The sequence below is a fragment of the Sphingomonas sp. genome (genome assembly GCF_019749955.1).
GTDB lineage: Bacteria > Pseudomonadota > Alphaproteobacteria > Sphingomonadales > Sphingomonadaceae > Sphingomonas.
The window spans coordinates 157,705-180,146 of the sequence record NZ_JAIEPC010000014.1 but is presented as its reverse complement, the minus strand read 5'-3'; the positions used below and the strand labels follow the sequence as shown (position 1 = coordinate 180,146).

Here is a 22,442-nt window from a genome sequence, read left to right as displayed (position 1 = left end):
CGGATCGGCGGGATGCTGGCGTTCAACGCGCTGATGGTGACGATCGGCACGCACCCGATTTCGGCGAGTCCCGGCGCCCCGCTCAGCGTCGATGCCGCCACCCAGCCGGTGCTGACGATCGCGAGCCTGATCGGCCTGGCGCCGCTGATCGCCTCAAGCGCCTTGTGCCTGCGCGCGCTGCTGCTCGGCGAGGAATTCGATACCGACGGGCTGGCGGGCAGCGGCGATGACGGCCCCGCCAAGCTGCAACGCCGCCTGTTCGCGGCCTTCGTCCACTCGATCGACGCGCAAAGCCGCCTGCTGCGGCAAGCGGTGGTGACGACGCTGATCGGCGGCACGATGACGCTGATGGTGTGGGCGGCGATATTGGGGGAGAAGATGTTTTGAGGGGGTTGGTGAGCGGTGGAACCACCAATATTCACCGTTGCTTCCGCCGAGCTTTGCGGCACGAACGGGCCGAAAGGTGTCAAAAGTTACGACGGTCGCAGGGGGGGGGCATGAGGTGGCACCAACGCCACCAAGGGCGGCGCCCCTGCAGGGGACAGCATAAGCCCGAGCGCGCCGGAGCGTTGGCACGCAGGTTCAAGAGGGCGCTGACGATGGCAAAGAGCGGTTTGGAACATAGCATGAACGATACGATTTGGAAAGCGTAAAGAAGACGTGGCGGAGGTGGGGGCGGTCGTTGCCAAAGTTAGCGCGAAATCGTATAAGGTCCGCATGGCACAAATGAACATCTCCATCCCCGAAGCGCTCAAAAGCTGGGCCGAGGCGCGCGTGGCCGAGGGGCGCTACAGCAGCACCAGCGATTACGTCCGCGATCTGGTGCGCCGCGATCAGGAATATGCCGAGAAGCTGAAGGCATTGCAGGCGGCAATCGACGAGGGGCTTGCGTCGGGCGTGAGCGACCGGACAATCGAAGACATCATCGCCGATCGCAGGAAGCGGGACGGCCTGGTTTGACGCCCGTCACGATCAGTCGTGACGCCGATGCCGATCTCGACGGCATCCTCGATTACAGCATCACAGCTCATGGTCGCGACATTGCCGAGGCGTATCTGCGCACGCTCCATGCCGCGTTCGACCGGCTATCCGATTTTCCAGAGCTTGGTGTTGCGCGGGGCGATCTGTCGGGCGGTCTGCGAAGTCTGCCCTGCGGCGGGCACCGGATTTTCTATATTGTCGAAGGTGAGACCGTGCTGATCGTGCGCGTGCTGCACAAGGCGATGGACCCGGCGCGGCATTTTTAGCCCAGAGCGCTGAGGCGCGGCGGCGGCGCGGATCATGAATACATTGGAAGAGCGCATCGCCTCACTCGATGACCCGCGCACGCTGGGCAGCGCGCTGACGGGGGATCATGCGGGAAATTGGCGGTGGCGGATCGGGGACTATCGGGTGGTGGCGCGGTGGAGGACGGTCAGTGCAGCTTGCGGTCCTTGGCGGCACCAGCGTCGGGGTTCTTCGCATCGTCATAAGCGGACAGCAATTGGGTCGCCAGGTGGCTGTCTAACAGCTTTTCCAGCGCCGAAAGATCGAGCGCCCCCGCCTCCAGCGAAAGATCGGCGGCCTCAAGCGCCCGGTAATAAGGGAGCTTGTCCGCTGCGATCTGTTCGGGAACGGTTTCGTGGCCGGGCAACCGATAGCCGATCTTGGCGCACAGCACGAAATAGGCGAGCGCGCGCGAGGTACGGCCATTACCGTCGGTGAACGGGTGAATCCAGTTCAGCCGCCACATCACATAGGCGCACAGATTAAGCGCCGAGCCATCCGCGAAGTTATCCATCACATGATCGCACATCTCGTCGATCAGGCTGGTGACGAGATGCGCGGGCGGCGGGACGTGCTTGCTCAGACCGATCTCGATACTGCCGGGCCGGAAGTTCCCGGCATAGGCCGACAGGCCGTCGAGCACGATCCGGTGCAGATCGAGAATGGTCGAGGTGCGGATACGGAACGGGCGACCGCCGCGCACGACATCATCGATGAGATCGAGCACGCGGTCGAACTGCGCGACGGCATTTTCGGATTCGCGGCGCGCCTGTTCAAGAGGATCGGTGATCAGCGCAGCCTCTTCGGCTTTGCTATGCCGATCGTCGCTCAACCGTTGTGCTTCCCGATTTTCTCTGCCGCCTCGTCAACCATTTCTCGGGTGACGCGGTCATTTTCGATATGCGCATTGCCATAGGCGAAGCTGCGGCGCTGCGCCTCTGCCTCTGCTTCCGACATCGGGCGGTCGCGCGATGCGTCGATCAGCTTTTGCAGCCTCGCGTCCATGATCGTCTCTCCCGTAAAGCCTTGTTTGAGCAAAATGCAGCCATGGTCGTCAACGGGAATGCGATGGAATGGTGTCCGGCGGAGTCGCCGGTCGAGCAAGCCCTCCGCACGCTGGGGAGCGCGTTGACGGGGGATCATGTGGGATACTGGCGCTGGCGGATCGGCGATTACCGGGCGGTGGCGCGGGTGGAGGATGAAGGGATTATGGCGCTGGTGGCGCGCGTGGTGGGAGGCGGGAGGTTCATCGGTGGGGGGACTGATCCAAATTAAGCATAGTGCCCCCGGAATTCCGAGCCGCTGGGCGGCAATCTCCGGTCTCAAAAAGAAATTCTCGAACGAGCTGCGCAATTAACTGTTAGCGCTTCGGGGGTGCGGGGGACTCGAACCCCCGGCCTCCCGATTAGCAGTCAGGCGCTCTATCCAGCTGAGCTAGCACCATACAAAGAGGCCACGGCAACCCATGGACTCGTTGGTATCTCTTACCCACACGTTCTAACGCCTCCTTCGTCGACGTTCAAGTGGTCAGCTAGACATGGGTGCAGGGGATAAATCCCTTACCTTATTTCCCGTCACGGCGCTCAATTGCCGAGTGCATCTTTGGGCCAAGGTCGTTATATAAGTCTTCTATAGACTTTGGCCGGCTAATCATTGCATCGACAACCATGTTGACGAGCTTAAAAAGTTTTCCGGCGATCTCCGGATCATCTCGAATATCTAGCTCTCCGGGGTGGACTGCATTGTTTCCAATCACTCTTACGACATCAAGCATCTTCTGTACTCGAGGGTCGAGGCCTTTTTGACTAAGGCCGCTATGTCCTCGTTTATATTCTTACCGCCCTCACCAAGATAGATACAAAGTTTTTGAATACAAAGTCGCAGAAGCGCTGCAGCTCCCCGAGGAGACACGTTCGATATCTTGCCAGCCTCTACGAAATCTCGTTGAATATCGTCCGGCATATCGAGATTGGGCGCGGGCGCTTCGGTATTTGAAGGCCAAACCAGTTCATCGCCGATCCATAGCGACAGTTTCTTACAGTTATAGCATTCAGAAACGTCCGCGTTTTGAAGATGTTGCGTGTACCGTTCACACTTACCTTCGATGAAAGGGAGGCCAGACGATAAACGTTTTAAGTAATCTTCCATACTGCGTCGAGATTCAGTGTTTTCTAGGCCGTCCAGAAATATTCTTTTTTCTTCTTCTAAATTTCGAATTCTGAGTGGGGCAGTATTTTCTTCGGATTTAAAAGCAACACTTAATCCCCGTCAGTATTGCGTAGTCAAAACCCGACAGTGTGGACATGAGAAGGCAGTTTCGGTCGTCGCCGGTGATACATATCCGCTCATCGGTTTCTCTCCCGCACAAGTATAACAAATTAGCGCTTTTCAATCCCGCTCCCGCCCCCCAGCGCCCATATACAACTCGCTCCCCGTCTCGCGGAACTTGGCGGCCATCTCCTCCATCCCCTTGATCGCCGCGGCCTTGCTCGCCGCTGCCGTCTCCGCCCCAGTCGGGCCCGTGGCGATGAAGCCCTCAACCCCCTGATTCTGCTTGCCCGCGAAGTCTCGCACTTCCTGCGTGATCTTCATGCTGCAAAACTTAGGCCCGCACATCGAACAGAAATGCGCGGTCTTGGCGCCTTCTGCTGGGAGGGTCTGGTCGTGGTATTGCTCCGCCGTGTCGGGATCGAGCGACAGGTTGAACTGGTCGCGCCAGCGGAATTCGAAGCGCGCGCGGCTCAGGGCGTCGTCGCGCAGCCGTGCCGCCGGGTGGCCCTTGGCCAGGTCCGCCGCGTGGGCTGCCAGCTTGTAGGTCACCACGCCGACCTTCACATCGTCGCGGTCGGGCAGGCCGAGGTGCTCCTTGGGCGTGACGTAGCAAAGCATCGCGGTGCCGTACCAACCGATCATCGCCGCCCCGATGCCGCTGGTGATATGGTCATAACCGGGCGCGATGTCGGTCGTCAGCGGCCCGAGCGTGTAGAAGGGCGCCTCGCCGCAGACCTCCAATTGCTTGTCCATATTCTCCTTGATCTTGTGCATCGGCACATGGCCGGGGCCTTCGATCATCACCTGGACATCGTGCGCCCAGGCGCGGTGGGTGAGCTCGCCGAGCGTGTAGAGCTCGCTGAACTGCGCTTCGTCATTCGCATCGGCAATGCTGCCGGGGCGGAGGCCATCGCCGAGCGAATAGGCGATGTCATAGGCCTTCATGATCTCGGTAATCTCGTCGAAGCGTTCGTAGAGGAACGATTCCTTGTGATGCGCGAGGCACCATTTCGCCATGATCGATCCACCGCGCGAGACGATGCCGGTGACGCGCTTGGCGGTCATCGGGATATAGGCGAGCCGCACGCCGGCGTGGATGGTGAAGTAATCCACGCCCTGTTCGGCTTGCTCGATCAGGGTATCGCGGAAGATTTCCCAGGTCAGGTCCTCGGCGACGCCGCCGACCTTTTCCAGCGCCTGATAGATTGGCACGGTGCCGATCGGGACGGGGCTGTTGCGGATGATCCATTCGCGCGTGTCGTGGATGTTGCGGCCCGTCGACAAGTCCATCACCGTGTCGGCGCCCCAGCGGATCGACCAGACCATCTTGTCGACTTCGTTGGCGACGTCCGATGCGACGGCGGAGTTGCCGATGTTGGCGTTGATCTTGACGAGGAAATTGCGACCGATCGCCATCGGCTCGGATTCGGGGTGGTTGATGTTGTTGGGGATGATGGCGCGGCCGCGCGCGACTTCATCGCGCACGAATTCGGCGGTGACATAATCGGGGATGGCGGCGCCAAAGCTCTCGCCGTCGCGGACTAGCTTGTCGCGCAGTTCAGCACGGCCGAGGTTCTCGCGGATCGCGACATATTCCATTTCGGGGGTGATGATCCCCGCCCGCGCATAATGCATCTGGCTGACGTTCGCCCCCGCCTTCGCGCGCAACGGGCGCTTCACGACGTTGGGGAATTGCGGCACGCCCGCCGAGCGATCGGGGCCGGTGAGGCCGTTATCCTCAGGGCGGGTCTCGCGGCCGTCATAGCTTTCGACATCGCCGCGACCGAGGATCCAGTCGCGGCGCAGATTGGGGAGGCCCGCCGAAATGTCGATACGCGCGTCGGGGTCGGTATAGGGGCCGCTGGTGTCGTAGACGCGCAAGGGCGGTTCGCCGCACGACGGCTCAAGCATGATCTCGCGCATCGCGACGCCCAACGGGCCGACATGCACCTTGCGGCTGCCGCGAATGGGGCCAGTGGTCACGCCAATTTCGGTGCGGGCAGGAATGTCGGCCATCGTCGTCATGCTCCAAATGATACGGAGCGAGGACGGGTTTCGGGTGAGAAAACCGCTCCCTCCCTCCGCCCGTACTAACGGGATCAGGTTCAGCGGGTCGCGATGTCGTCATCGCCTCTCAGACGCCGCCATAGCGTCCCCCCGGGGAATGACGCATGATTAGCAGCTTATGCGCGCGGTTAAAGCCCCTTGCGGCCAAAGCCCATGGGGCGGCGCATCGGGGCAGGCGCGGTCGGGGGCGGGGCCGATTGGGCCGAGCCGCCACCGCGCACAGCGAGAACATCGCCCAGCACCTTGGCCATTGCGGGTGAGCCCGACGACTGGATCATCTGGCGGAGCGCGCCGTCGATCATGTCCTTGGCCATGACCGCACTATCGCCGCCCGTCACCGGCAGGTCGGGCCGGGGCGCCGCAACTTCGGGCGCTTCGACTTCGAGGATCAGCGCCTGCACCGGCTGCGGACGATCAGCACGGCTCGGTCCAAGGAAGCAGCGGATCGATTGATCGCCGGCATGGCGCCCCGCGCTGTCGCCGTGGCCAATCACCGGCCCTGACGCGAGCAGATAGCGGATCAGATCGCCAAATTGTTCGACCATCACCGCATAGTCGATCGGGGCGTGCCATGTCTCCAGCTCGTGGCCGACAAAGGGGAGCAGCCCGCTGGTCGTCAGGCTGACATCGCCGTCGGCCATGCTGTCGGGCTTGGTCCAGGTCCACAGCGCCACCGAGAGCTCATCGCGGCCGAGATGACCCAGAAAGGTCCGCCCCATCGCGCTTTCAAAAGTCGTGCCGACATCGAGATTGACGATCGCGAGCGCGCCGGGTTGCCGCGCGATCCAGCAGGCCGCGAGCGTGACGATCTTGGCCACCTGACGCACCGTTTCATAATCGGCCGTGCGCGTGTTGAGCATCGATTTGACGGTGACGTGGCGGACATGCTGCTCGACCGCGCGTCGATCGCCCTGAAACCAATGGCTGCGGTCCCAATTGCCGACAAAATATTGCGCGGGCAGCGGCGCGGCAAAGTCGAGCACGCCGACGATGGTGCCGCGCCCGACCAGCACCGTCTGGCCGCGCGACTCCTCCGCGCGCCACGCGCCGTCAGGATCGACATCGCACGCCATCCGTTCGAGGGAGCCCCGGTCGACCGGCAGATGGCGGTCGGCCAGCACCACCAGCGCGCTCAACTCGCTGCCCGGCAGATCGACTTTCGGATCGGCCGCTTGCAATGCCCCGGGATGCGGGCGGGCGTCCCGCGCCGCCGCTGGCCCGGCGCCGCGTGATGGCTTGCCGAACCCCGCCGCCAAATCGAGCGTTTCGCCGTTCAGCACCAGTTTGAACGCGCGCAGCATTTCGTCCGGCGTCAACCAGTTGCCGCCCGGTTCGAGCTGGCAATGCGCATGATGCTCGTCGAGGATCATGATCGTCATGCAGATGATGAGGGTCAGCCGATCGGCGACACCGCGTTCTTCGGTCGTCGGCGGACCGATCCGGACGTACCATTCATGCGGCACGGGCGCTTCGGGCGCCTGGGCAATCATGGGCCTGAGCTCGGTCATGACGACGGTCGACGTCGAGCGCCCCGAAATGATGCTGTTATCGGCGAAGCTGCCCATTTGCTTGGCGCCGCCATTGTCCTGCTCACCCACCTGCCAGCGGTAGAGTGGCAGATGCTTGTCGAGCAACTCACGCAGCGGCGCGATGGGGAAAGCCACGGGCTTGCTGAACACGACAATCGCCACCCGTCGACTCCCTAAACTGGTAAGTCGAGGCCTAGCGCGCGCCCGTTAACACTGGGTAACGACGCGCTAATTCGGGCGATCAGAACGTATAACCAAGCCCGACCGCGCCGATCCACTGGTTGGGATTACCGACGACGCTGACCAGCGGGCTGCGCGCGAAATCGCCCTGCAAGCGGCTATAATTGCCGACGACATAGATACCGAGCCCGTGCCGCAGATCGCCAGTGAGCGAATAGGTGCCGAGCGCGCCGATGCTGTAATTTTTGAACCCGCCCTTGGGATTGGTGAATACCGGCAAACCGCTGCGCACCGATTCGGGCGCGGTCACGGCGAAATAGCTGCGGGCATAGCCGTCGCCTGCCCAGGTGCCCGACACCGAAACGCCGACATAGGCCTTGCGGCTGAGCGGCGTGCCATAATTCACCGTCGGCGTGATCGTATAGCTGTTGTGGATGCCGGTGGTATCGGCGAGCACCGTCACACTCGCCCCCAAGCTGTCATAAGGGCTGGTGAACACGCCCGTCTTGGCGACGCCGAAAAATCCGCCGGCTTCCAACGCGATCTTGCGCGTGGTCAACAGCAGCACGGCCTGGTCGACCCGGCGCCCGATGCGGTTGAAATTGACGTTGATCGCCGGGCCGAACTGCACGTCGAATCCGTGCGACGAGCGATCGCGCAGCAGGTCGACGCTGAGCACGGTGCCCCGCGTCGAGAAGTTGAAGCCCGAAACCCGGCCGCGCACGGCGGCGGCCGGAATGACGACGTAATTGTTCGACCCTTCGTAGCTCGGCAGGAACGCAACGCCGCCGCCGATCGTCAGCGTGTCGCGCCCGTCATCGGCGTTGGGATCGGCGGGACCGGCGACGCTCGGCGGGCGGTCAGCGGGGGCGTCCTGCGCAACTGCGGGGGCGGCAATCAGTCCAGCGAACAGGACGGCAGGCAAAAAACGGGCGTGAGGCAAGCGATACAGCGGCACGAAAAGTCTCCGGGCAAAGGGTCAGGGGCCATAACGCAGCACCGGCACCTTTAGCTCCGAGCCGCTTGAGATCACAGAAAATAGCGCATTTCGATCGTTTGAGTCACAGGGGACGATTCGACACCAAATTCAGCCGACTTGAATCGCGGCGGACCGAAATTGATCGTCGGATTGCGCGAAAAGCCAAAGCCCTCGCGCGGGATGCCGAGCAAGGTGTCGAGCTTGGCATTGTTGTTTGCGTCATGGATCACGGCAATCGCATATTGGCCATAGGGCAAGCCGCTGAACTGCACCTCGTGCTCGCTCGCCGGCACTGACCGCGTGATCGCGCGGGCATCATCGACGCAGCCGGGGAAATTCTTCGGATCAGCCGTCAGGCAGATGCGCAGCACGCCCTTCGCCGAACGCAGCCGGTCGATCCGCACATCAAGCGAGCCGGTTGGCGCGGCGCCCGTCGTCAGCGCGACCAGCGTCAGCGCGGCCCCCAACCGCCGCATGAATGCTGCCCCCGGTGCCGCGCTGCGCGTCGGCGGTGAAGCTGCCAAGCCCGCGATCGGTGCCGCAGAGCCGGTCCCAAAATCTGAAGTAAAGCCCATAATTTCCCCTATACTCCGTATGATGCCGCTGATGATGACTGGCCGTGATCACCCATTCCCCCAATGCACCAGCCCAGATGAACCGGGGGAAAATCTCCCACCCCATGTGATTGGTGACACCCATCACCGTCATCACGCTCAGCACGACGACCAGCGCGCCAACATGGATCGGGATGACGAACACCAGCAGCGGGATGACAATGGCGCCGGTCAGCGCTTCGATCGGGTGAAATGCCATCGCCGCCCAGGCGGTTGGTGGGCGGCTGGCGTGATGCACCGCATGCGCGCGCTTGAACCATTTGGGTTGGTGCATCCAGCGATGCGTCCAGTAAAACCAGGTGTCGTGCGCGAAGAGATAGAGAAAAATCGAGAGTGGCCAATACCATAAGGGCCAGGCCGCCAGATCGGTATAGATCGCGGTCCAGCCGCGATTCGCCCATCCCCAGGCAATTACGCCTGCCGGAATGCCGTAGATCGCGGCACTGGCGAGGCTCCAGCCGATTTCGCGGCGAATCTGCTTGCCAAGGCCGGTGTAGAGTCCGGGATGGCGCAGCCGCGTCGCCGCCGCAAAAGCGCCGCTGACCAGCAAATAACGCGTGCCGACGATGGCAATCATCGCGAGCGCGGAAAAGACGACGGCAAGCAAAATCGGCATGTTTCCCTCATATGCGCTCCGAGTCGGCGATGGAAGCGCAACAACGCCCGAAACGGGCGAACCGAGTCGCTTTGCCGACCAATCATTGCCGAAACGACACGAAAGGGTTTCGCGGCGCGCGCGCATTGGTTAGGCCAAGCCGATGGCAGCCACGATCCAGTGCGATCTCGCGATTGTCGGCGGCGGGCTCGCCGGCGGCTTGATCGCGCTTGCGCTCGCCAAAAAGCGGCCCGACATGGATGTGCGCATCGTCGAAGGCGGGCCGTCGATCGGCGGCAATCATTTGTGGTCGTTCTTTGGCACCGATGTCGCGCCCGCCGATCGCTGGCTGATCGCGCCGCTCGTCTGCCACGGCTGGTCGAGCTACGACATTCAGTTCCCCGCGCACCAGCGCATGATCAAGGCGACCTATTATTCGATCGAGTCCGAACGGCTCGATGCGCAGGTCCGCGCAGCACTGCCCGAAGGCGCGCTGATGCTCGGCCGCCGCGTGCTCGGCGCGAGTGCCACCGCTGTGGTGCTCGACGATGGCGACCGGATCGAGGCCAAGGGGGTCATCGACGCGCGCGGCGCGGGCGATTTGTCGACACTCGACCTTGGCTGGCAAAAATTCGTCGGGCGCGAATATGCGCTCGCTGAACCGCACGACGTTGCGCGGCCGCTGGTGATGGACGCCACGGTCGAGCAGATCGACGGCTATCGCTTCGTCTATGTGCTGCCCTTTTCGGCGACGCGGCTGTTCGTCGAGGATACCTATTACAGCGACACCCCCGACCTCTACCGCCCGGTCGTCGGTGGCGCGAACAGCGATCCGATTGGCGCGCGGCTGAGCGACTATGTCGCGGCGGGCGGCTGGCAGGTCGACCATGTCGTGCGCGAAGAGCAAGGCGCGCTGCCGGTCGCGCTCGGCGGCGATTTCGAAGCCTATTGGCGCAGCGGCGGCAATGGCGTGGCCAAGGCGGGCATGCGCGCCGGGCTGTTCCACCCGACCACCGGCTATTCGCTGCCCGATGCGGTGCGCACCGCGTGCCTGATCGCCCGCACCCGCGACCTGTCGGGCAAAGGCCTCCACGAGCTGATGCACGGCTTTGCGGCGCAGACGTGGAAAGGTCGCGGCTTTTACCGCATGCTCGACAAAATGCTGTATCGCGCCGGGGCGCCGGATGAACGATACCGCATCCTCGAGCGCTTCTATCGGCTCAACCCCGCGCTGGTTGGGCGTTTCTACGCAGGACAAACCACCATGATCGACCAAGCACGCATCTTGCTGGGCAAGCCGCCCGTCAAGATTTCGGCGGCCATCCGCGCCATTAGGAGCAAGAAGGCATGAAGTCGGCGGTGGTAATCGGCGCCGGTTTCGGCGGCCTGGCGCTCGCGATCCGGCTGCAATCGGCGGGGGTCCAGACGACCCTGGTCGAAGCGCGCGACAAGCCGGGCGGCCGCGCCTATGTGTGGGAAAAAGACGGCTTCGTGTTCGATGCCGGGCCGACCGTGATCACCGATCCGCCGTGCCTGCAAGAGCTGTGGGCGCTGTCGGGCCGGTCGATGAGCGATGACGTGACGCTGGCGCCGGTGATGCCCTTTTACCGGCTCAACTGGCCCGATGGCACCAATTTCGATTATTCGAACGACGAGCCGCAGCTCGCTGCCGAGATTGCCAAGCTCGATCCGGCCGATGTCGATGGCTATCGCCGGTTCCTTGAATATTCGACCGGCGTTCACACCGAAGGCTATGAAAAGCTGGGCCATGTCGCCTTTCTCGACTTCGCGTCGATGATCAAGGCGGCGCCCAGCCTGATGAAATATCAGGCGTGGCGATCGGTGCATTCGATCGTGTCGAGTTACGTCAAAAACCCCAAGCTGCGCGAGGCGCTGTCGTTCCACACCCTGCTCGTCGGCGGCAATCCGATGACGACGAGTTCGATCTATGCGCTCATCCACAAGCTGGAAAAGGACGGCGGCGTCTGGTTCGCGATGGGCGGCACCAACAAGCTGATCGCCGGGATGGTCACCCATTTCGAGCGGCTCGGCGGGGTGCTGCGGCTCGGCGATCCGGTGGCGTCGATCGACACGCTCGGTGACCGCGCGACTGGGGTCACGACGAAGAGCGGCTGGTCGGTGCAGGCCGATGCGATCGCGAGCAACGCCGATGTCATGCACAGCTACCGCGATCTGTTGAAGACTTCGCGCTCGGCGCAGCGCACGCGCGCGCGGCTGGAACGGAAAACCTATTCGCCGTCGCTGTTCGTCGCGCATTTCGGGCTGAAGGGGACGTTCCCTGACATCCCGCACCACATGATCCTGTTCGGCCCGCGCTATAAGGGATTGCTCGACGATATTTACAGGCACGGCGTGCTGGCCGAGGATTTCTCGCTCTATCTCCACCACCCGACCGTCACCGATCCGTCGATGGCCCCCGAGGGGCATTCGACCTTCTATGCGCTGGCGCCGGTGCCGCATCAGGGCAAATTCCCGGTCGACTGGGCCGAGATTGGCCCGATCCTCGAAAAGCGCATTCTCGATGAAATCGGCAAGCGGCTGATCCCTGACATTCACGACCGCATCGTCACCAAATTCCATTACGCGCCGAGCGATTTCAGCGCCGACCTGAACGCGCATCTGGGCAGCGCCTTCAGCCTTGAGCCGACCCTGCTGCAATCGGCCTATTTCCGCGTCCACAATCGCGACGACCATATCCCGAACCTCTATTTCGTCGGCGCAGGGACCCACCCGGGCGCGGGGATTCCGGGCGTTGTGGGTAGCGCAAAGGCGACCGCCAAGCTGATGCTGGAGGAGGGGCGGTGAAACGCCTCGCCGTCTATTGCGGCTCGGCCTCGCCTGCCGACCCGGTCTATATCGAGTCGGCACGCGCCGTCGGCCGGTCGTTCGCCGAGCGCGGGATCGGGCTGGTCTATGGCGGCGGGCGGCTGGGGTTGATGGGCGCGGTCGCCGATGCTGCGCTCGAAGCGGGCGGCGAGGTGATCGGCATTATCCCGCAGGCGCTGGTTGATGCCGAAGTCGCGCATCGCGGGCTGACCGAGTTGCACGTTTGCCGCACGATGCACGAGCGCAAACAGGCGTTTACCGATCTGTCCGACGGCTTCGTCACCTTGCCCGGCGGCACCGGCACGATGGATGAATTGTGGGAAGCGCTGAGCTGGGCGCAGCTCGGCTATCACGCCAAGCCGGTCGGCGTGCTCAATGTCGCGGGCTTTTATGATGGACTGGTCACTTTTGCGGCGAAAATGGGCGAGGTCGGCTTCATTCGCCCGCAGCATCAGGGGCTGATGATCGTCGACACGAGTTTGGACGGTCTGCTCGACAAAATGGCGCATGCCGCGCCGATCACGACGATCCAGCAGATTGGCGCCCGCGACCTGTGACGCGCGGCGACGTCGTCGAGGCAGCCCGTGTGTCGATCGCGCGCGGATCGCGCAGCTTTGCGGCGGCGAGCAAGCTGTTCGACAAGCCGACCCGCGAACGGGCGTGGCTGCTCTACAGCTGGTGCCGCGCGTGCGATGACATCGCCGACGGGCAGGATCATGGCCACGGCATGACCGTGGTCGACGACCCAATGGCCCGGCTCGCGCGATTGAGCGTGCTCACCGAACTCGCGCTGGCAGGCGAGCCGACCGGCGAGCCGCCGTTCGAGGCACTGCGCATCGTCGTGGCCGAAACCAGCCTGCCGCATGGCTTTGCGCGCGATCATATCGCCGGGTTTGCGCTCGATGCCGAAGGCTGGCGGCCCAAGACCGAGGATGATCTGCTGCGATACTGCTATCGTGTCGCGGGCGTCGTGGGCTGCATGATGGCGGTGGTGATGGGCGTCGATCCGCAGGATGAGGCGACGCTTGATCGCGCGTGTGACCTGGGCTTGGCGTTTCAACTTGCCAATATCGCCCGCGACATTGATGAGGATGCAAGCGTCGGGCGGTGTTATCTGCCGACCGACTGGCTGGCGGAGAAGGATATTCGCGTCGCCGCGCTGATGGCGCCCGCGCATCGGCCTGCGCTGACCGAGCTGGTCGCGCGACTGACGACGCGCGCCGCCGCGTTCGAGGAGAGCGCGCGCGTGGGCACGCCGGCGCTCGGTTTCCGATCGGCCTGGGCGGTGCTGGCGGCAGCCAAAATCTATGGCGATATCGGGCGCAAAGTTGCCGCGCGCGGCGGGCATGCCTGGGACAGCCGCGTAACGACATCGGCGACCGAGAAAATCGGCGCGATCCTGCTTGCCGGACGACAGGCGGGCAGCCGCAAAGCGCGCTACTCCGGGGGTCCGGGCGGCGGCTGGGTGCGCCCGCGCCAACGCCCCTAACGCCGCGTCAACCGAGTCTCGTCCGCTTTCGGTGAGGTTTCGCAGGCTATGGCGACTCAACGATTTTCGTGAGGATCGACTCGGCGTGACGATGGCTGCGTTCCCGACAAAACTGCGTATCCCGCGCGGCGCGGCAGTGGTGGCGGTGCGCCCCACCGTGCTCGCCGCGCTGTTGCGGCGGCGCGCGGTGGCGGCGGCAGCGGGCCTCGACGACCTCGAAGCGATGCTGCGCGACCAGATTTTGGGATCGCTGCCGACGCAAACCGGATCGGCCAGTGGCGACCGGCCCGCGATCCGCGCGCGGGGCCAGACACCGGCGCCAAGTATCGAGCGCAAAAAGCCGGTTGAGCGCAGCGGCGGCATTGGATGGGGCTGGGGCAGTGCCACGCCCCGCGCGCATCATCCGTCGTCGCCGGGAGACACGGCACGCGGTCGCGAGCGCGGACTGACGCTTTTCTCGACTTAGGACCGGATGCCCCCCTTTTGACCCGTTCGTTTCGAGCGCAGTCGAGAAACAAGCCCCAAGCGCTCCGCCAGGTGTCTCGACCTCGCCCGACATAAACGGGGAGGGAGCGGATCAACGCCCCGCGCACGGTGCTTTCGCCAAGGCTTCAGCCATCCTACATGGGGGGTAGATGCCGCCGATTGATCCCCCCAAAGCCAAAACCGCCGAGCCGCCCTTGTGGCCGATGCTGCGGCGGTTCCTGCCCTATTTATGGCCCAAGGATCAGCCCGCGCTGCGGGTGCGGATCGTGCTGTCGCTGCTGCTGATCATCGCGTCGAAGCTGGTGCAGGTTTATGGCGCGCCCTATGCGCTGCAAGGCATCGTCAATGATATGGCGAAGGGTGATCGCGGCGCGACCACGCTGATCCTGGCGCTGGTGGTTGGGTACGCAGCGGCGCGGTTCGGCAGCGTATTGTTCGACAATTTGCGCAATGCGGTGTTCGAGCGCGTCGGGCAGGATGCAACGCGGCGGCTGGCAGCGACGGTGTTCCGCCACCTGCACATGCTGAGCTTGCGCTTCCACCTCGAACGCCGGACGGGCGCGGTCACCAAGGTGGTCGAGCGCGGGACCAAGAGCATCGACACCATGCTCTATTTCCTGCTGTTCAACATCGCGCCGACGGTGCTCGAGCTGGTGCTGGTGCTCCAGATCTTCGGCTCGACCTTTGGCGCGTGGCTGGTGATCGGCACATTGGTGATGGTCGGCGTGTACATTGCCTTCACGCGGATCGTCACCGATTGGCGCAATGCCTTGCGCGCGCAAATGAACGATCTCGATACCGGCGCGGTCGCGCATGCCGTTGATTCGCTGCTCAATTTCGAAACGGTCAAATATTTCGGCGCTGAAGAGCGCGAGGCAATCCGCTACGACAAGGCCATGGCCGCCTATGCAACAGCGGCGGTCAAGAACCAGAATTCGCTCGCGTGGCTCAACATCGGGCAATCGCTGATCACCAATTTGATGATGGCAGGCGGGATGGGGCTGGTCGTCTGGGGTTGGTCGCAGGGCCAGTTCAACGCCGGCAATGTCGTGCTGGTGTCGACCTTGCTCGCGCAATTGTTCCGCCCGCTCGATCTGCTCGGCATGGTCTATCGCACGATCCGGCAGGGCGTGGTCGACATGGCGGCGATGTTCGACCTGATCGATGCGCCCGCCGAAGTGGTCGATGCACCGGGTGCGCGCGATCTGGTGGTGAGCACCGGGCATGTCCGCTTCGAAAATGTCGTGTTCGATTACGACCCCGAGCGGCGCATCCTGAAGGGGATCGATCTCGATATCCCGGCGGGCGGCACGCTCGCGATCGTTGGCCCGTCGGGCGCGGGCAAGTCGACGCTCGCGCGGCTGCTCTACCGCTTCTACGATCTGACCAGCGGGCGGATCACGATCGACGGGCAGGATATTGCGCAGGTCACGCAGGCGAGCTTACGCGCCGCGATCGGCATCGTCCCGCAGGACACGGTGCTGTTCAACGACACGATCGCCTATAACATCGCTTATGGCCGTGAAGGCGCGACCCAGACCGAGATCGAGGGCGCGGCGCGGGGGGCGGCGATTGCCGATTTTATCGCGGCGCAACCCGGTGGCTATGGCGCGCGCGTCGGCGAACGTGGGCTGAAGCTGTCGGGCGGTGAGAAGCAGCGCGTGGCGATTGCGCGCACGCTCCTCAAGAACCCGCCGATCCTGATTCTGGATGAGGCGACCAGCGCGCTCGACAGCCGCACCGAAGGCGAGATTCAGGCGACGCTCGAGGCGATTTCGAAGCGCCAAACGACGATCGTTATCGCGCACCGGTTGTCGACAGTGGTCAACGCCGACGAGATTGTCGTGCTCGACGCGGGGCAAGTTCGCGAGCGCGGGACGCATACCGCGCTGCTGCGCAAAGGCGGGCTCTATGCCGAAATGTGGAACCGTCAGGCACAGGAACGCGCGGAGGAAACGCTGGCGGCGGAGTAGGGGTTAGCCCTCAGCCACTCCCCCGTTCGTTTCGAGCGAAGTCGAGAAACAGGCCGCAAGCTAAGGCCCAAGGTGTCTCGACTTCGCTCGACACCAACGGGGGTTGGCACAGCGTTGCTGCCTACAAACAACTCAACCGGATCACCTTGGCCGGTTTGTCGAATATGATCGACGAACAGCCCGCCAGTGCGTCGCGGCCGATGATCAGCACGTCGCGGCGTTTGCCGCCGCCTTTGGCGGTGACGACCACTTCATCCGGATCGGCATCCGCATCGGCAATGCCCGCGACCGAGCCGCTGTCGCCGATCCGCACCGGCACGCTGTCGAAGCGGAGCGGCCCGATCGCGAGCGACCGCGCTAGCTTGAGCGTGCGGATTGGCCGATCGATGCCGAACGCGACTTCGGCCTTGCCGGTCGCACCGACCAGTTGCCCGCCATAATCGGCCGCAATCGCACCGCCCGCGCCCGCCGTCGCCAAGGTCTGCGCGTGCTGCGGGTCGAACAGGATGTTGACCTCGCGCCCGGCGACCGTGATCCGGCTATAGGTCGGCTGGAACAGGCGCTGCACCAGCGGCAAAGTGGCGACGCGCTCGCCGGGGCGCGGGCTGCGGAGCTCGAAGCGAATCACCTCGGCGGGCAGTCCGCCCGGGCCGACCGCGCCGTCACCCTGCGGCTCATAACGCCGATCGAACCACACGACGCGGCGGCGAAAGCTCATCGTGCCGAAATCGAGCCGGGTGACGCTCGATTTGCCGTTCACCTTGACCGGGCCGACCTTGACCGCAAAGCCGAACCAGCCGCCCTTCAGCCCGATCCGGTCGGCGAAATCGGGGTTGAGCGTGGGCGCGGCGGGTGCCCAGGGGGTGATGCGGATGCGCGCGGCTGTGCCGCCGATGGTTGCGTTGACGAGCCCGTCACCGCGCACCACGAGCGGAGTCGTCGGTTTGGCGGCGCCCATCAGCAGGCAGAGTGCGGCGGACGCCATGACGATCGGCAACGGTCGCGTCGGCATCAATCTTCTCCTGAAAAACACGCCGTCGCATATCAGCCGCGCGTCATGGCCAAAGCAAGGCAGCTTAGCCGGGAGACGCCGCCGACCCCGCGAGCAGCCCGCCGTCGATGTCGAATTCGCTGCCGGTGACATAGGTGGCTTCGTCGCTGGCGAGGAATAGCGCCATGGCAGCGACTTCGTCGGGCAGGCCGAAGCGCTTGAGCGGGGTATCCTTGACCAGCGCCGCCATTTTGTCGGCGCGGTCGGCGCCGTCACCGAGCATTTGTTCCCAGATGTCGGTCAGGATCGCCGCCGGGTGGACCGAATTGCAACGGATGTTGAGCCCCTGTTGCGCGCACCACAAAGCCACGGTCTTGCTGTGGTTGCGCACCGCCGCCTTCGACGAGGCATAGGCCGCCGCCCCGGGAATGCCGACAAGACCCGAGCGCGACGAGATGTTGATGATCGCGCCCGATCGCTGCGGCCGCATCGCGCGGATCGCATAGCGGCATCCGAGCATCGTCCCGTCGAGGTTGACGCGGTGGACGGCATGCCATTCGGCAAGGCTGACATGTTCGGGATCGTGCCGCCCGCTATCGGGGCCAAGTCCGGTGATGCCGGCATTGTTGACGAGCACATCGAGCCGCGCGTCGCGATCGAGCAGATCGGCGATCACCGCTTCCCAATCGCTTTCGTCGCCCACGTCGAGCGGTGCAAAGCGCGTCGCGCCGCCGATATCATTGGCGAGCGCCGCCCCCGCTTCGCCGTCGATATCGGTGATCCACACCGTCGCGCCCTCCGCCACGAAGGCGCGGACGATGGCAGCGCCGATGCCGCGCGCCGCGCCCGTGACGAGCGCGATCTTGCCGTGCAGGCGGCCCGGGTGGCTAATCGTGTCGGTCATGATGTTTCCTCGTGCGCCCGATGGAGAGCATCAGACCGATTGCGCCAACATAACGCACCAACGCAAGCTACGGGCGCGACGATCGGCGCCGCGCGCGATCAGCCGCCGGTACGAAAGCCCCGTACCAGAGCGGCGCCGGTGATCGACGCCAGCACGCCGATCAACACCGCGTCGAACGCCAGCAACGCGACATCGGCGGCGAAGGGCGTGCGCAGCGCCAGCACGTGAAGGGCTTTGTGCAGATACCATGAGGGCGCGAACGCCAGCGGCAAAAGCAGCGCCAGCGCGACGAGCGCCTGCCAGCGGCGGACATGGTGCCAGACCGGCCGGCGACTATCGTCGAGCAGCAAGGCAATGATCGGAATCAGCAACAGGAGCTGGCTTGCCCAGTTGATCGCCACCACGATCGAGGCGAGCGGGCTCGCGCCGAGCGCGTGCTGGACCCATTGGATCGCAAACCCCAGCGCGTTCCACAAAGCGACCGCGACAACGACAGCGCCAACCGTTCGCCAACCCGGCAACAAGGCGGCGCGCACCGAACCAAGCGCATGGAAGCGCGCAAAGGCAAGGATCGCCATCACGAACGCGACCACCTTCGGCATCCCGAACGCCATCCGCAGGGGATCATTTCGGAGCGCGCGTGCCGCTTCAGGCGAATCGAAAATGCCCATGCCGAGTTCGACGACGTGTTGCAGCGCTTCGGGTACCACCACCAGCGCGGCAATGAGCGGCGCGGCGATCAGCCCGCGACCCCCTTCCGCATAGGTGCGCCACACCGCCGTCGCACCATCGCGCAGCCAGCGTCCGGGCGAAGATTTGACGGTTTGATAGGGTATCGTTGCCATCATTGCTCTCCTTCAAGATCGAATATGAGAATGTCGCCGGGCTGGCAGTCGAGCGCGAGGCAGATCGCCTCGAGCGTGGAGAAGCGGATCGCGCGTGCCTTGCCGGTTTTGAGGATCGACAGATTGGCGAGCGTGATGTCGACCTTCTCCGCCAGTTCGGTCAGCGTCATCCGCCGCTGGTGGAGCATCGCATCGAGCGTGACGCGGATCACCATCAGACCAACCCTTCGAGATCGGCCTGCATTTGGGCACCCTGGCGGAAGACTTGTGCGAGAACGAACAGCATCAGCACCGACAGCCAGCCGCCAAACGACAGACTCCAGCCGAAATAGTCGCCGGTCACCTTGCTGAGGCTGAGCGAAATCGCCCCGAACACGAGATCGAGCAGCTGGAGCGCGAGCATCGCCCAGGCAATCGTCTGGATGCGCCCGACATTGTCGGGGTGAAAGGTCGATCCGGCGACCACCGAATCGATCATCGCGATCAGCCGCGTGAAAATGCGATTGGTGGCAATGCCGGCGGGTACGACCAGCGCGCAGACCGCCACGAACGACCAACGGACCAGTTCTTCATTGCTGCCGAACCGCGTCGCCAGCCGCGCAGCAAGCGGGGCCGGATCGATGATCAGCACGACCATCACGATGCAGACAAAAGCCACCCCGATCCAGTTCAGGATGTTACAAAGCCGGAGCAACCATTTTGTCGATGAGAGCATGTGAACGAATCTCCTTATTGATATTCGATATATCACTTATTGCTATTCGGCAAGTTATTTATCGATGAACGATATGGAAGGTGCCCGAGTCGCGCTGTCTGTCGCGCCACAGCCGCTCGACAATCGCGCGCCCGAACGGCTAAGCGCGCCTGCGTGATCGATCCGCTTCCCATCCTGCAACAGACGTTTGGCTTTCCCGATTTTCGCGGCGTCCAGCGCGATGTGGTCGACCGCGTAATGGCGGGCGCGAATACGCTGGCGGTGATGCCGACCGGCGCGGGCAAGTCGCTGTGTTACCAACTGCCTGCGGTGGCGCTGCCGGGGACCTGCGTCGTGGTGTCGCCGTTGATCGCGCTGATGCACGACCAGCTCCGCGCCGCCGAAGCCGTCGGCATTCGCGCTGCCACCTTGACGTCCGTCGACACCAATCAGGCCGAGACGGTCGCGCGCTTCCGCGCGGGCGCGCTCGATCTGCTCTATGTCGCGCCCGAGCGTGCATCGAACGATTCGTTCCGCCATCTGCTGAGCCAGTCGACGCTCAGCCTGTTCGCGATCGACGAGGCGCACTGCGTCAGCGAATGGGGGCATGATTTCCGCCCCGATTACCGGCTGCTGCGGCCATTGCTCGACCGCTTCGAGGAGGTACCAAGGCTCGCGCTGACCGCAACCGCCGACGCGCATACCCGCGCCGATATTCTCGACCAGCTCGGCATTCCCGCCGATGGACTCGTGATCGCCGGGTTCGACCGGCCCAACATCCGCTATACCATTACCCCGCGCGACAATGTCGGCGCGCAGTTGGCGGCGCTCGCGCGCGCGGTCCCCGGGCCGGGCATCGTCTATACGACGACTCGCGCGGGCACCGAGCGGCTCGCGGCGCAGCTCGTGAAGACCGGGCGGCCGACGCGCGCTTATCACGCTGGGCTCGACCCGGCGGTGCGCGCGCGCAACCAGGCCGATTTCGTCGATAGCGAAGATATGGTGATGTGCGCGACGATCGCGTTCGGCATGGGCATCGACAAGCCCGATGTCCGCTTCGTCGCCCACGCCGGGCTGCCCAAGTCGGTCGAGGCCTATTATCAGGAAACGGGCCGCGCAGGCCGCGATGGCGATCCGGCGCAGGCGCATCTGTTCTGGGGCGCTGAGGATTGGGCGCAGGCGTGGCGGCGTGTCGGCGAGGTCGAGCCCGAGCGGCAGGCGGCAGGGCGCGCGCAGTTGAATGCGCTCCAAGGCTTGATCGAAACGCCGGGGTGTCGCCGCGCGGTGCTGCTGCGCCATTTCGGCGAGTCGCCGTCCGAAACCTGCGGCAATTGCGACAATTGCCTGTCGCAACCCGTGCTGTTCGACGCGACCGAGCTCGCGCGCAAATTCCTGTCGGCGGTGTATCGCACCGGGCAGAGCTTTGGGTTGGGGCATATCGAGAAGGTGCTGACTGGCTCAGCCGACGAGCGCGTGGCGAAGATGGGGCATGACCAGCTCAGCGTGTTCGGCATCGTTAGCGGCGACGATGTCAAGCTGATCAAGCCGCTGTCGCGCGCGCTGCAAGCACGCGGGCTGCTGACGCCGACCGAGCATGGCGGACTGCAACTCGGCGGCCGGGCGCGCGCGGTGCTGAAAGGCGAGGAATCGGTGCAGATCGTCGCCCCGCCGCCACCGCGCCGCCGCACGCGTGATCGCGCCGAGCCCCTCCCCGACGATCCGCTGTTCGATGCGCTGCGCACCAAGCGCCGCGAACTGGCCGCCGAGGCCAAGGTGCCGCCCTATGTGATCTTCCACGATTCGGTGCTGCGCGAAATGGCGGCGCTGAAACCCACCAGCCGCGCCGCGCTCGCGCAGATCAGCGGCATCGGCGCACGAAAGATGGAAGCTTATGGCGACGCCTTCTTGTCGGTGATCCGCGAAGCGGGCTAGGCTGCGTCCCATGATCATTCCGCTCGACCAACATTTCGCTGTCGCCCCGCAGATCACGCCGGCCGATGTCACCGACATCGCCCGCGCCGGGTACAAGGGCATCATCAACAACCGCCCCGAAGGCGAGGAGCCCGACCAGCCCGAAGGCGACGCGATCCGCCGCGTCGCCGAGACGCTCGGGCTGCGCTACGCCGAGATTCCGGTGACGCATGCCGGATTCGCGCATCCGCAGCTCGACGCAATGACCAGCGCGATGGCGGACGGCCCGGTGCTCGCCTTTTGCCGATCGGGGACGCGCAGTTGCATGCTCTGGGCGCTCGCCAGTGCCAAGGCAGGGGCTGAACCTGCGGAGCTGTTCAAAAAGGCAGCGGCGGCGGGCTATGACCTGTCACCGGTCGCGGGGATGATGCAGGCGCTCGCGGGCGGGCACTGAGATGTGGGTCCAGCTCGGCGGGTCGCTGGTCGCGGTGCTCGCGCTGGCGGGCCTGACGTGGCTGCTTAGGCTCGGGCGCACGCCGCCGATCGTCGATGCGGCGTTTGCCGTGCGCGAGGCCGAGGCGATGCTGTCGGGCTTTGACGCGCGCGAGGCGATTATCGCTACCGATGGCGAGACGGCGCTGGTCCACGGCCGCGACGGCAGCGTTGCGGTGCTGAAGCGGCACGGCGCGCATTTCGTCGCGCGGCGGGTGCCTGCCGACGCCGTGCATGAGACACCCGAAGGCTGGCAGGTCGACACCGGCGAAGCGCTGTTCGGCCCCGTCTTGGTTCGGCGCTGACACT

At 64.3% G+C, this 22,442-nt stretch carries 24 protein-coding genes, 1 tRNA gene, 1 pseudogene and 1 riboswitch; of the genes and pseudogenes, 12 read left to right on the top strand and 14 right to left on the bottom strand.

Going from position 1 to position 22,442, the window contains the following annotated elements:
• From K2W81_RS05145 to K2W81_RS05135, 3 genes are all read left to right on the top strand, one after another.
• On the top strand, positions 1-387 hold a 387-nt coding region (locus tag K2W81_RS05145; RefSeq protein WP_294101953.1), incomplete at its 5' end, for a hypothetical protein.
• Positions 388-717: 330 nt separating this feature from the next.
• Complete coding sequence (locus K2W81_RS05140; RefSeq protein ID WP_294101951.1) at positions 718-960, top strand: type II toxin-antitoxin system ParD family antitoxin; 243 nt, start codon at positions 718-720, stop codon at positions 958-960.
• Positions 957-1,247 (top strand): type II toxin-antitoxin system RelE/ParE family toxin, encoded by a 291-nt coding sequence (locus tag K2W81_RS05135; RefSeq protein WP_294101949.1) that lies wholly within the window; start codon positions 957-959, stop codon positions 1,245-1,247. The genes K2W81_RS05140 and K2W81_RS05135 overlap by 4 nt, the downstream gene beginning before the upstream one ends.
• A 167-nt stretch (positions 1,248-1,414) precedes the next feature.
• Here K2W81_RS05135 and K2W81_RS05130 read toward each other — a convergent pair whose 3' ends face one another.
• The 9 genes and pseudogenes from K2W81_RS05130 to K2W81_RS05090 all read right to left on the bottom strand — a co-directional run bounded on the left by K2W81_RS05130 (position 1,415) and on the right by K2W81_RS05090 (position 9,522).
• Complete coding sequence (locus K2W81_RS05130) at positions 1,415-2,098, bottom strand: Fic family protein (RefSeq protein WP_294101948.1); 684 nt, start codon at positions 2,096-2,098, stop codon at positions 1,415-1,417.
• Positions 2,095-2,619, bottom strand: coding sequence for a hypothetical protein (locus K2W81_RS05125; RefSeq protein WP_294101947.1), 525 nt, complete (start codon positions 2,617-2,619; stop codon positions 2,095-2,097). Before K2W81_RS05125 ends, K2W81_RS05130 begins: the two co-directional genes overlap by 4 nt.
• A 20-nt stretch (positions 2,620-2,639) precedes the next feature.
• Positions 2,640-2,710 (bottom strand) — tRNA-Ser (locus tag K2W81_RS05120).
• A gap of 120 nt (positions 2,711-2,830) precedes the next feature.
• Positions 2,831-3,064, bottom strand: a pseudogene (locus K2W81_RS05115) (hypothetical protein); the annotation flags it as partial.
• Positions 3,065-3,654: 590 nt separating this feature from the next.
• Positions 3,655-5,553 carry a phosphomethylpyrimidine synthase ThiC gene (gene thiC / locus K2W81_RS05110; RefSeq protein WP_294101966.1) on the bottom strand — a complete coding sequence of 633 codons (1,899 nt, stop codon included), beginning with the start codon at positions 5,551-5,553 and terminating at the stop codon, positions 3,655-3,657.
• A 43-nt stretch (positions 5,554-5,596) separates the two neighbouring features.
• Positions 5,597-5,707, bottom strand: a riboswitch (TPP riboswitch).
• Positions 5,708-5,732: 25 nt separating this feature from the next.
• Positions 5,733-7,295, bottom strand: coding sequence for a DUF4261 domain-containing protein (locus K2W81_RS05105; protein WP_294101946.1), 1,563 nt, complete (start codon positions 7,293-7,295; stop codon positions 5,733-5,735).
• Between the two features lie 79 nt (positions 7,296-7,374).
• Positions 7,375-8,238, bottom strand: coding sequence for a MipA/OmpV family protein (locus K2W81_RS05100; RefSeq protein ID WP_294101945.1), 864 nt, complete (start codon positions 8,236-8,238; stop codon positions 7,375-7,377).
• 104 nt (positions 8,239-8,342) lie between these two features.
• Entirely contained in the window at positions 8,343-8,768 is a 426-nt protein-coding gene (locus tag K2W81_RS05095) for a DUF2141 domain-containing protein (RefSeq protein ID WP_294101944.1), read from the bottom strand.
• Positions 8,698-9,522 (bottom strand): sterol desaturase family protein, encoded by an 825-nt coding sequence (locus tag K2W81_RS05090; RefSeq protein WP_294101943.1) that lies wholly within the window; start codon positions 9,520-9,522, stop codon positions 8,698-8,700. Before K2W81_RS05090 ends, K2W81_RS05095 begins: the two co-directional genes overlap by 71 nt.
• 142 nt (positions 9,523-9,664) lie before the next feature.
• On the opposite strand from K2W81_RS05090, the gene crtY reads away from it, so the two are divergent.
• The 6 genes from crtY (at position 9,665) to K2W81_RS05060 (ending at position 16,296) form a co-directional block, all read left to right on the top strand.
• The gene (gene crtY, locus K2W81_RS05085; RefSeq protein WP_294101942.1) at positions 9,665-10,852 is read left to right on the top strand and encodes a lycopene beta-cyclase CrtY; all 1,188 of its coding nucleotides are present in this window, start codon (positions 9,665-9,667) and stop codon (positions 10,850-10,852) included.
• Positions 10,849-12,327, top strand: coding sequence for a phytoene desaturase (locus K2W81_RS05080; RefSeq protein ID WP_294101941.1), 1,479 nt, complete (start codon positions 10,849-10,851; stop codon positions 12,325-12,327). The genes crtY and K2W81_RS05080 overlap by 4 nt, the downstream gene beginning before the upstream one ends.
• Positions 12,324-12,905 (top strand): TIGR00730 family Rossman fold protein, encoded by a 582-nt coding sequence (locus tag K2W81_RS05075; RefSeq protein ID WP_294101940.1) that lies wholly within the window; start codon positions 12,324-12,326, stop codon positions 12,903-12,905. Before K2W81_RS05080 ends, K2W81_RS05075 begins: the two co-directional genes overlap by 4 nt.
• The gene (locus K2W81_RS05070) at positions 12,902-13,837 is read left to right on the top strand and encodes a phytoene/squalene synthase family protein (RefSeq protein ID WP_294101938.1); all 936 of its coding nucleotides are present in this window, start codon (positions 12,902-12,904) and stop codon (positions 13,835-13,837) included. The genes K2W81_RS05075 and K2W81_RS05070 overlap by 4 nt, the downstream gene beginning before the upstream one ends.
• An 85-nt stretch (positions 13,838-13,922) precedes the next feature.
• On the top strand, positions 13,923-14,303 hold the full coding sequence (locus K2W81_RS05065; protein ID WP_294101936.1) for a hypothetical protein: 381 nt from the start codon (positions 13,923-13,925) through the stop codon (positions 14,301-14,303).
• 169 nt (positions 14,304-14,472) lie between these two features.
• On the top strand, positions 14,473-16,296 hold the full coding sequence (locus K2W81_RS05060) for an ABC transporter ATP-binding protein/permease (protein WP_294101934.1): 1,824 nt from the start codon (positions 14,473-14,475) through the stop codon (positions 16,294-16,296).
• A gap of 121 nt (positions 16,297-16,417) precedes the next feature.
• Here K2W81_RS05060 and K2W81_RS05055 read toward each other — a convergent pair whose 3' ends face one another.
• The 5 genes from K2W81_RS05055 to K2W81_RS05035 form a co-directional block, all read right to left on the bottom strand.
• Positions 16,418-17,308, bottom strand: coding sequence for a hypothetical protein (locus K2W81_RS05055; RefSeq protein ID WP_294101932.1), 891 nt, complete (start codon positions 17,306-17,308; stop codon positions 16,418-16,420).
• A gap of 64 nt (positions 17,309-17,372) precedes the next feature.
• Entirely contained in the window at positions 17,373-18,191 is an 819-nt protein-coding gene (locus K2W81_RS05050; RefSeq protein WP_294101929.1) for an SDR family oxidoreductase, read from the bottom strand.
• Between the two features lie 98 nt (positions 18,192-18,289).
• The gene (locus K2W81_RS05045) at positions 18,290-19,036 is read right to left on the bottom strand and encodes a hypothetical protein (protein WP_294101927.1); all 747 of its coding nucleotides are present in this window, start codon (positions 19,034-19,036) and stop codon (positions 18,290-18,292) included.
• Complete coding sequence (locus tag K2W81_RS05040) at positions 19,036-19,251, bottom strand: helix-turn-helix transcriptional regulator (protein ID WP_294101926.1); 216 nt, start codon at positions 19,249-19,251, stop codon at positions 19,036-19,038. Before K2W81_RS05040 ends, K2W81_RS05045 begins: the two co-directional genes overlap by 1 nt.
• The gene (locus K2W81_RS05035) at positions 19,251-19,751 is read right to left on the bottom strand and encodes a DUF2975 domain-containing protein (RefSeq protein WP_294101925.1); all 501 of its coding nucleotides are present in this window, start codon (positions 19,749-19,751) and stop codon (positions 19,251-19,253) included. The genes K2W81_RS05040 and K2W81_RS05035 overlap by 1 nt, the downstream gene beginning before the upstream one ends.
• A 153-nt stretch (positions 19,752-19,904) precedes the next feature.
• On the opposite strand from K2W81_RS05035, the gene recQ reads away from it, so the two are divergent.
• The 3 genes from recQ to K2W81_RS05020 are packed head-to-tail and all read left to right on the top strand — an operon-like array spanning position 19,905 to position 22,438.
• The gene (gene recQ, locus K2W81_RS05030; protein WP_294101924.1) at positions 19,905-21,662 is read left to right on the top strand and encodes a DNA helicase RecQ; all 1,758 of its coding nucleotides are present in this window, start codon (positions 19,905-19,907) and stop codon (positions 21,660-21,662) included.
• A gap of 10 nt (positions 21,663-21,672) precedes the next feature.
• Positions 21,673-22,095: a TIGR01244 family sulfur transferase gene (locus tag K2W81_RS05025; protein WP_294101923.1), complete on the top strand. Its 423-nt coding sequence runs from the start codon at positions 21,673-21,675 to the stop codon at positions 22,093-22,095.
• A 1-nt stretch (position 22,096) separates the two neighbouring features.
• A complete protein-coding gene (locus K2W81_RS05020; protein WP_294101922.1) occupies positions 22,097-22,438 on the top strand; it encodes a hypothetical protein in 342 nt (113 codons plus the stop codon).
• Positions 22,439-22,442 lie beyond the last annotated feature (4 nt).

Bases quoted from the DNA above. Each gene is read 5' to 3' on its own strand.
- K2W81_RS05140 (WP_294101951.1), top strand. From the start codon at position 718: ATGGCACAAATGAACATCTCCATCCCCGAAGCGCTCAAAAGCTGGGCC.
- thiC (WP_294101966.1), bottom strand. From the start codon at position 5,553: ATGGCCGACATTCCTGCCCGCACCGAAATTGGCGTGACCACTGGCCCC.
- K2W81_RS05095 (WP_294101944.1), bottom strand. From the start codon at position 8,768: ATGCGGCGGTTGGGGGCCGCGCTGACGCTGGTCGCGCTGACGACGGGC.
- K2W81_RS05090 (WP_294101943.1), bottom strand. From the start codon at position 9,522: ATGCCGATTTTGCTTGCCGTCGTCTTTTCCGCGCTCGCGATGATTGCC.
- crtY (WP_294101942.1), top strand. From the start codon at position 9,665: ATGGCAGCCACGATCCAGTGCGATCTCGCGATTGTCGGCGGCGGGCTC.
- K2W81_RS05080 (WP_294101941.1), top strand. From the start codon at position 10,849: ATGAAGTCGGCGGTGGTAATCGGCGCCGGTTTCGGCGGCCTGGCGCTC.
- K2W81_RS05060 (WP_294101934.1), top strand. From the start codon at position 14,473: ATGCCGCCGATTGATCCCCCCAAAGCCAAAACCGCCGAGCCGCCCTTG.
- K2W81_RS05055 (WP_294101932.1), bottom strand. From the start codon at position 17,308: ATGCCGACGCGACCGTTGCCGATCGTCATGGCGTCCGCCGCACTCTGC.
- K2W81_RS05050 (WP_294101929.1), bottom strand. From the start codon at position 18,191: ATGACCGACACGATTAGCCACCCGGGCCGCCTGCACGGCAAGATCGCG.
- K2W81_RS05045 (WP_294101927.1), bottom strand. From the start codon at position 19,036: ATGGCAACGATACCCTATCAAACCGTCAAATCTTCGCCCGGACGCTGG.
- K2W81_RS05040 (WP_294101926.1), bottom strand. From the start codon at position 19,251: ATGGTGATCCGCGTCACGCTCGATGCGATGCTCCACCAGCGGCGGATG.
- K2W81_RS05035 (WP_294101925.1), bottom strand. From the start codon at position 19,751: ATGCTCTCATCGACAAAATGGTTGCTCCGGCTTTGTAACATCCTGAAC.
- K2W81_RS05025 (WP_294101923.1), top strand. From the start codon at position 21,673: ATGATCATTCCGCTCGACCAACATTTCGCTGTCGCCCCGCAGATCACG.
- K2W81_RS05020 (WP_294101922.1), top strand. From the start codon at position 22,097: ATGTGGGTCCAGCTCGGCGGGTCGCTGGTCGCGGTGCTCGCGCTGGCG.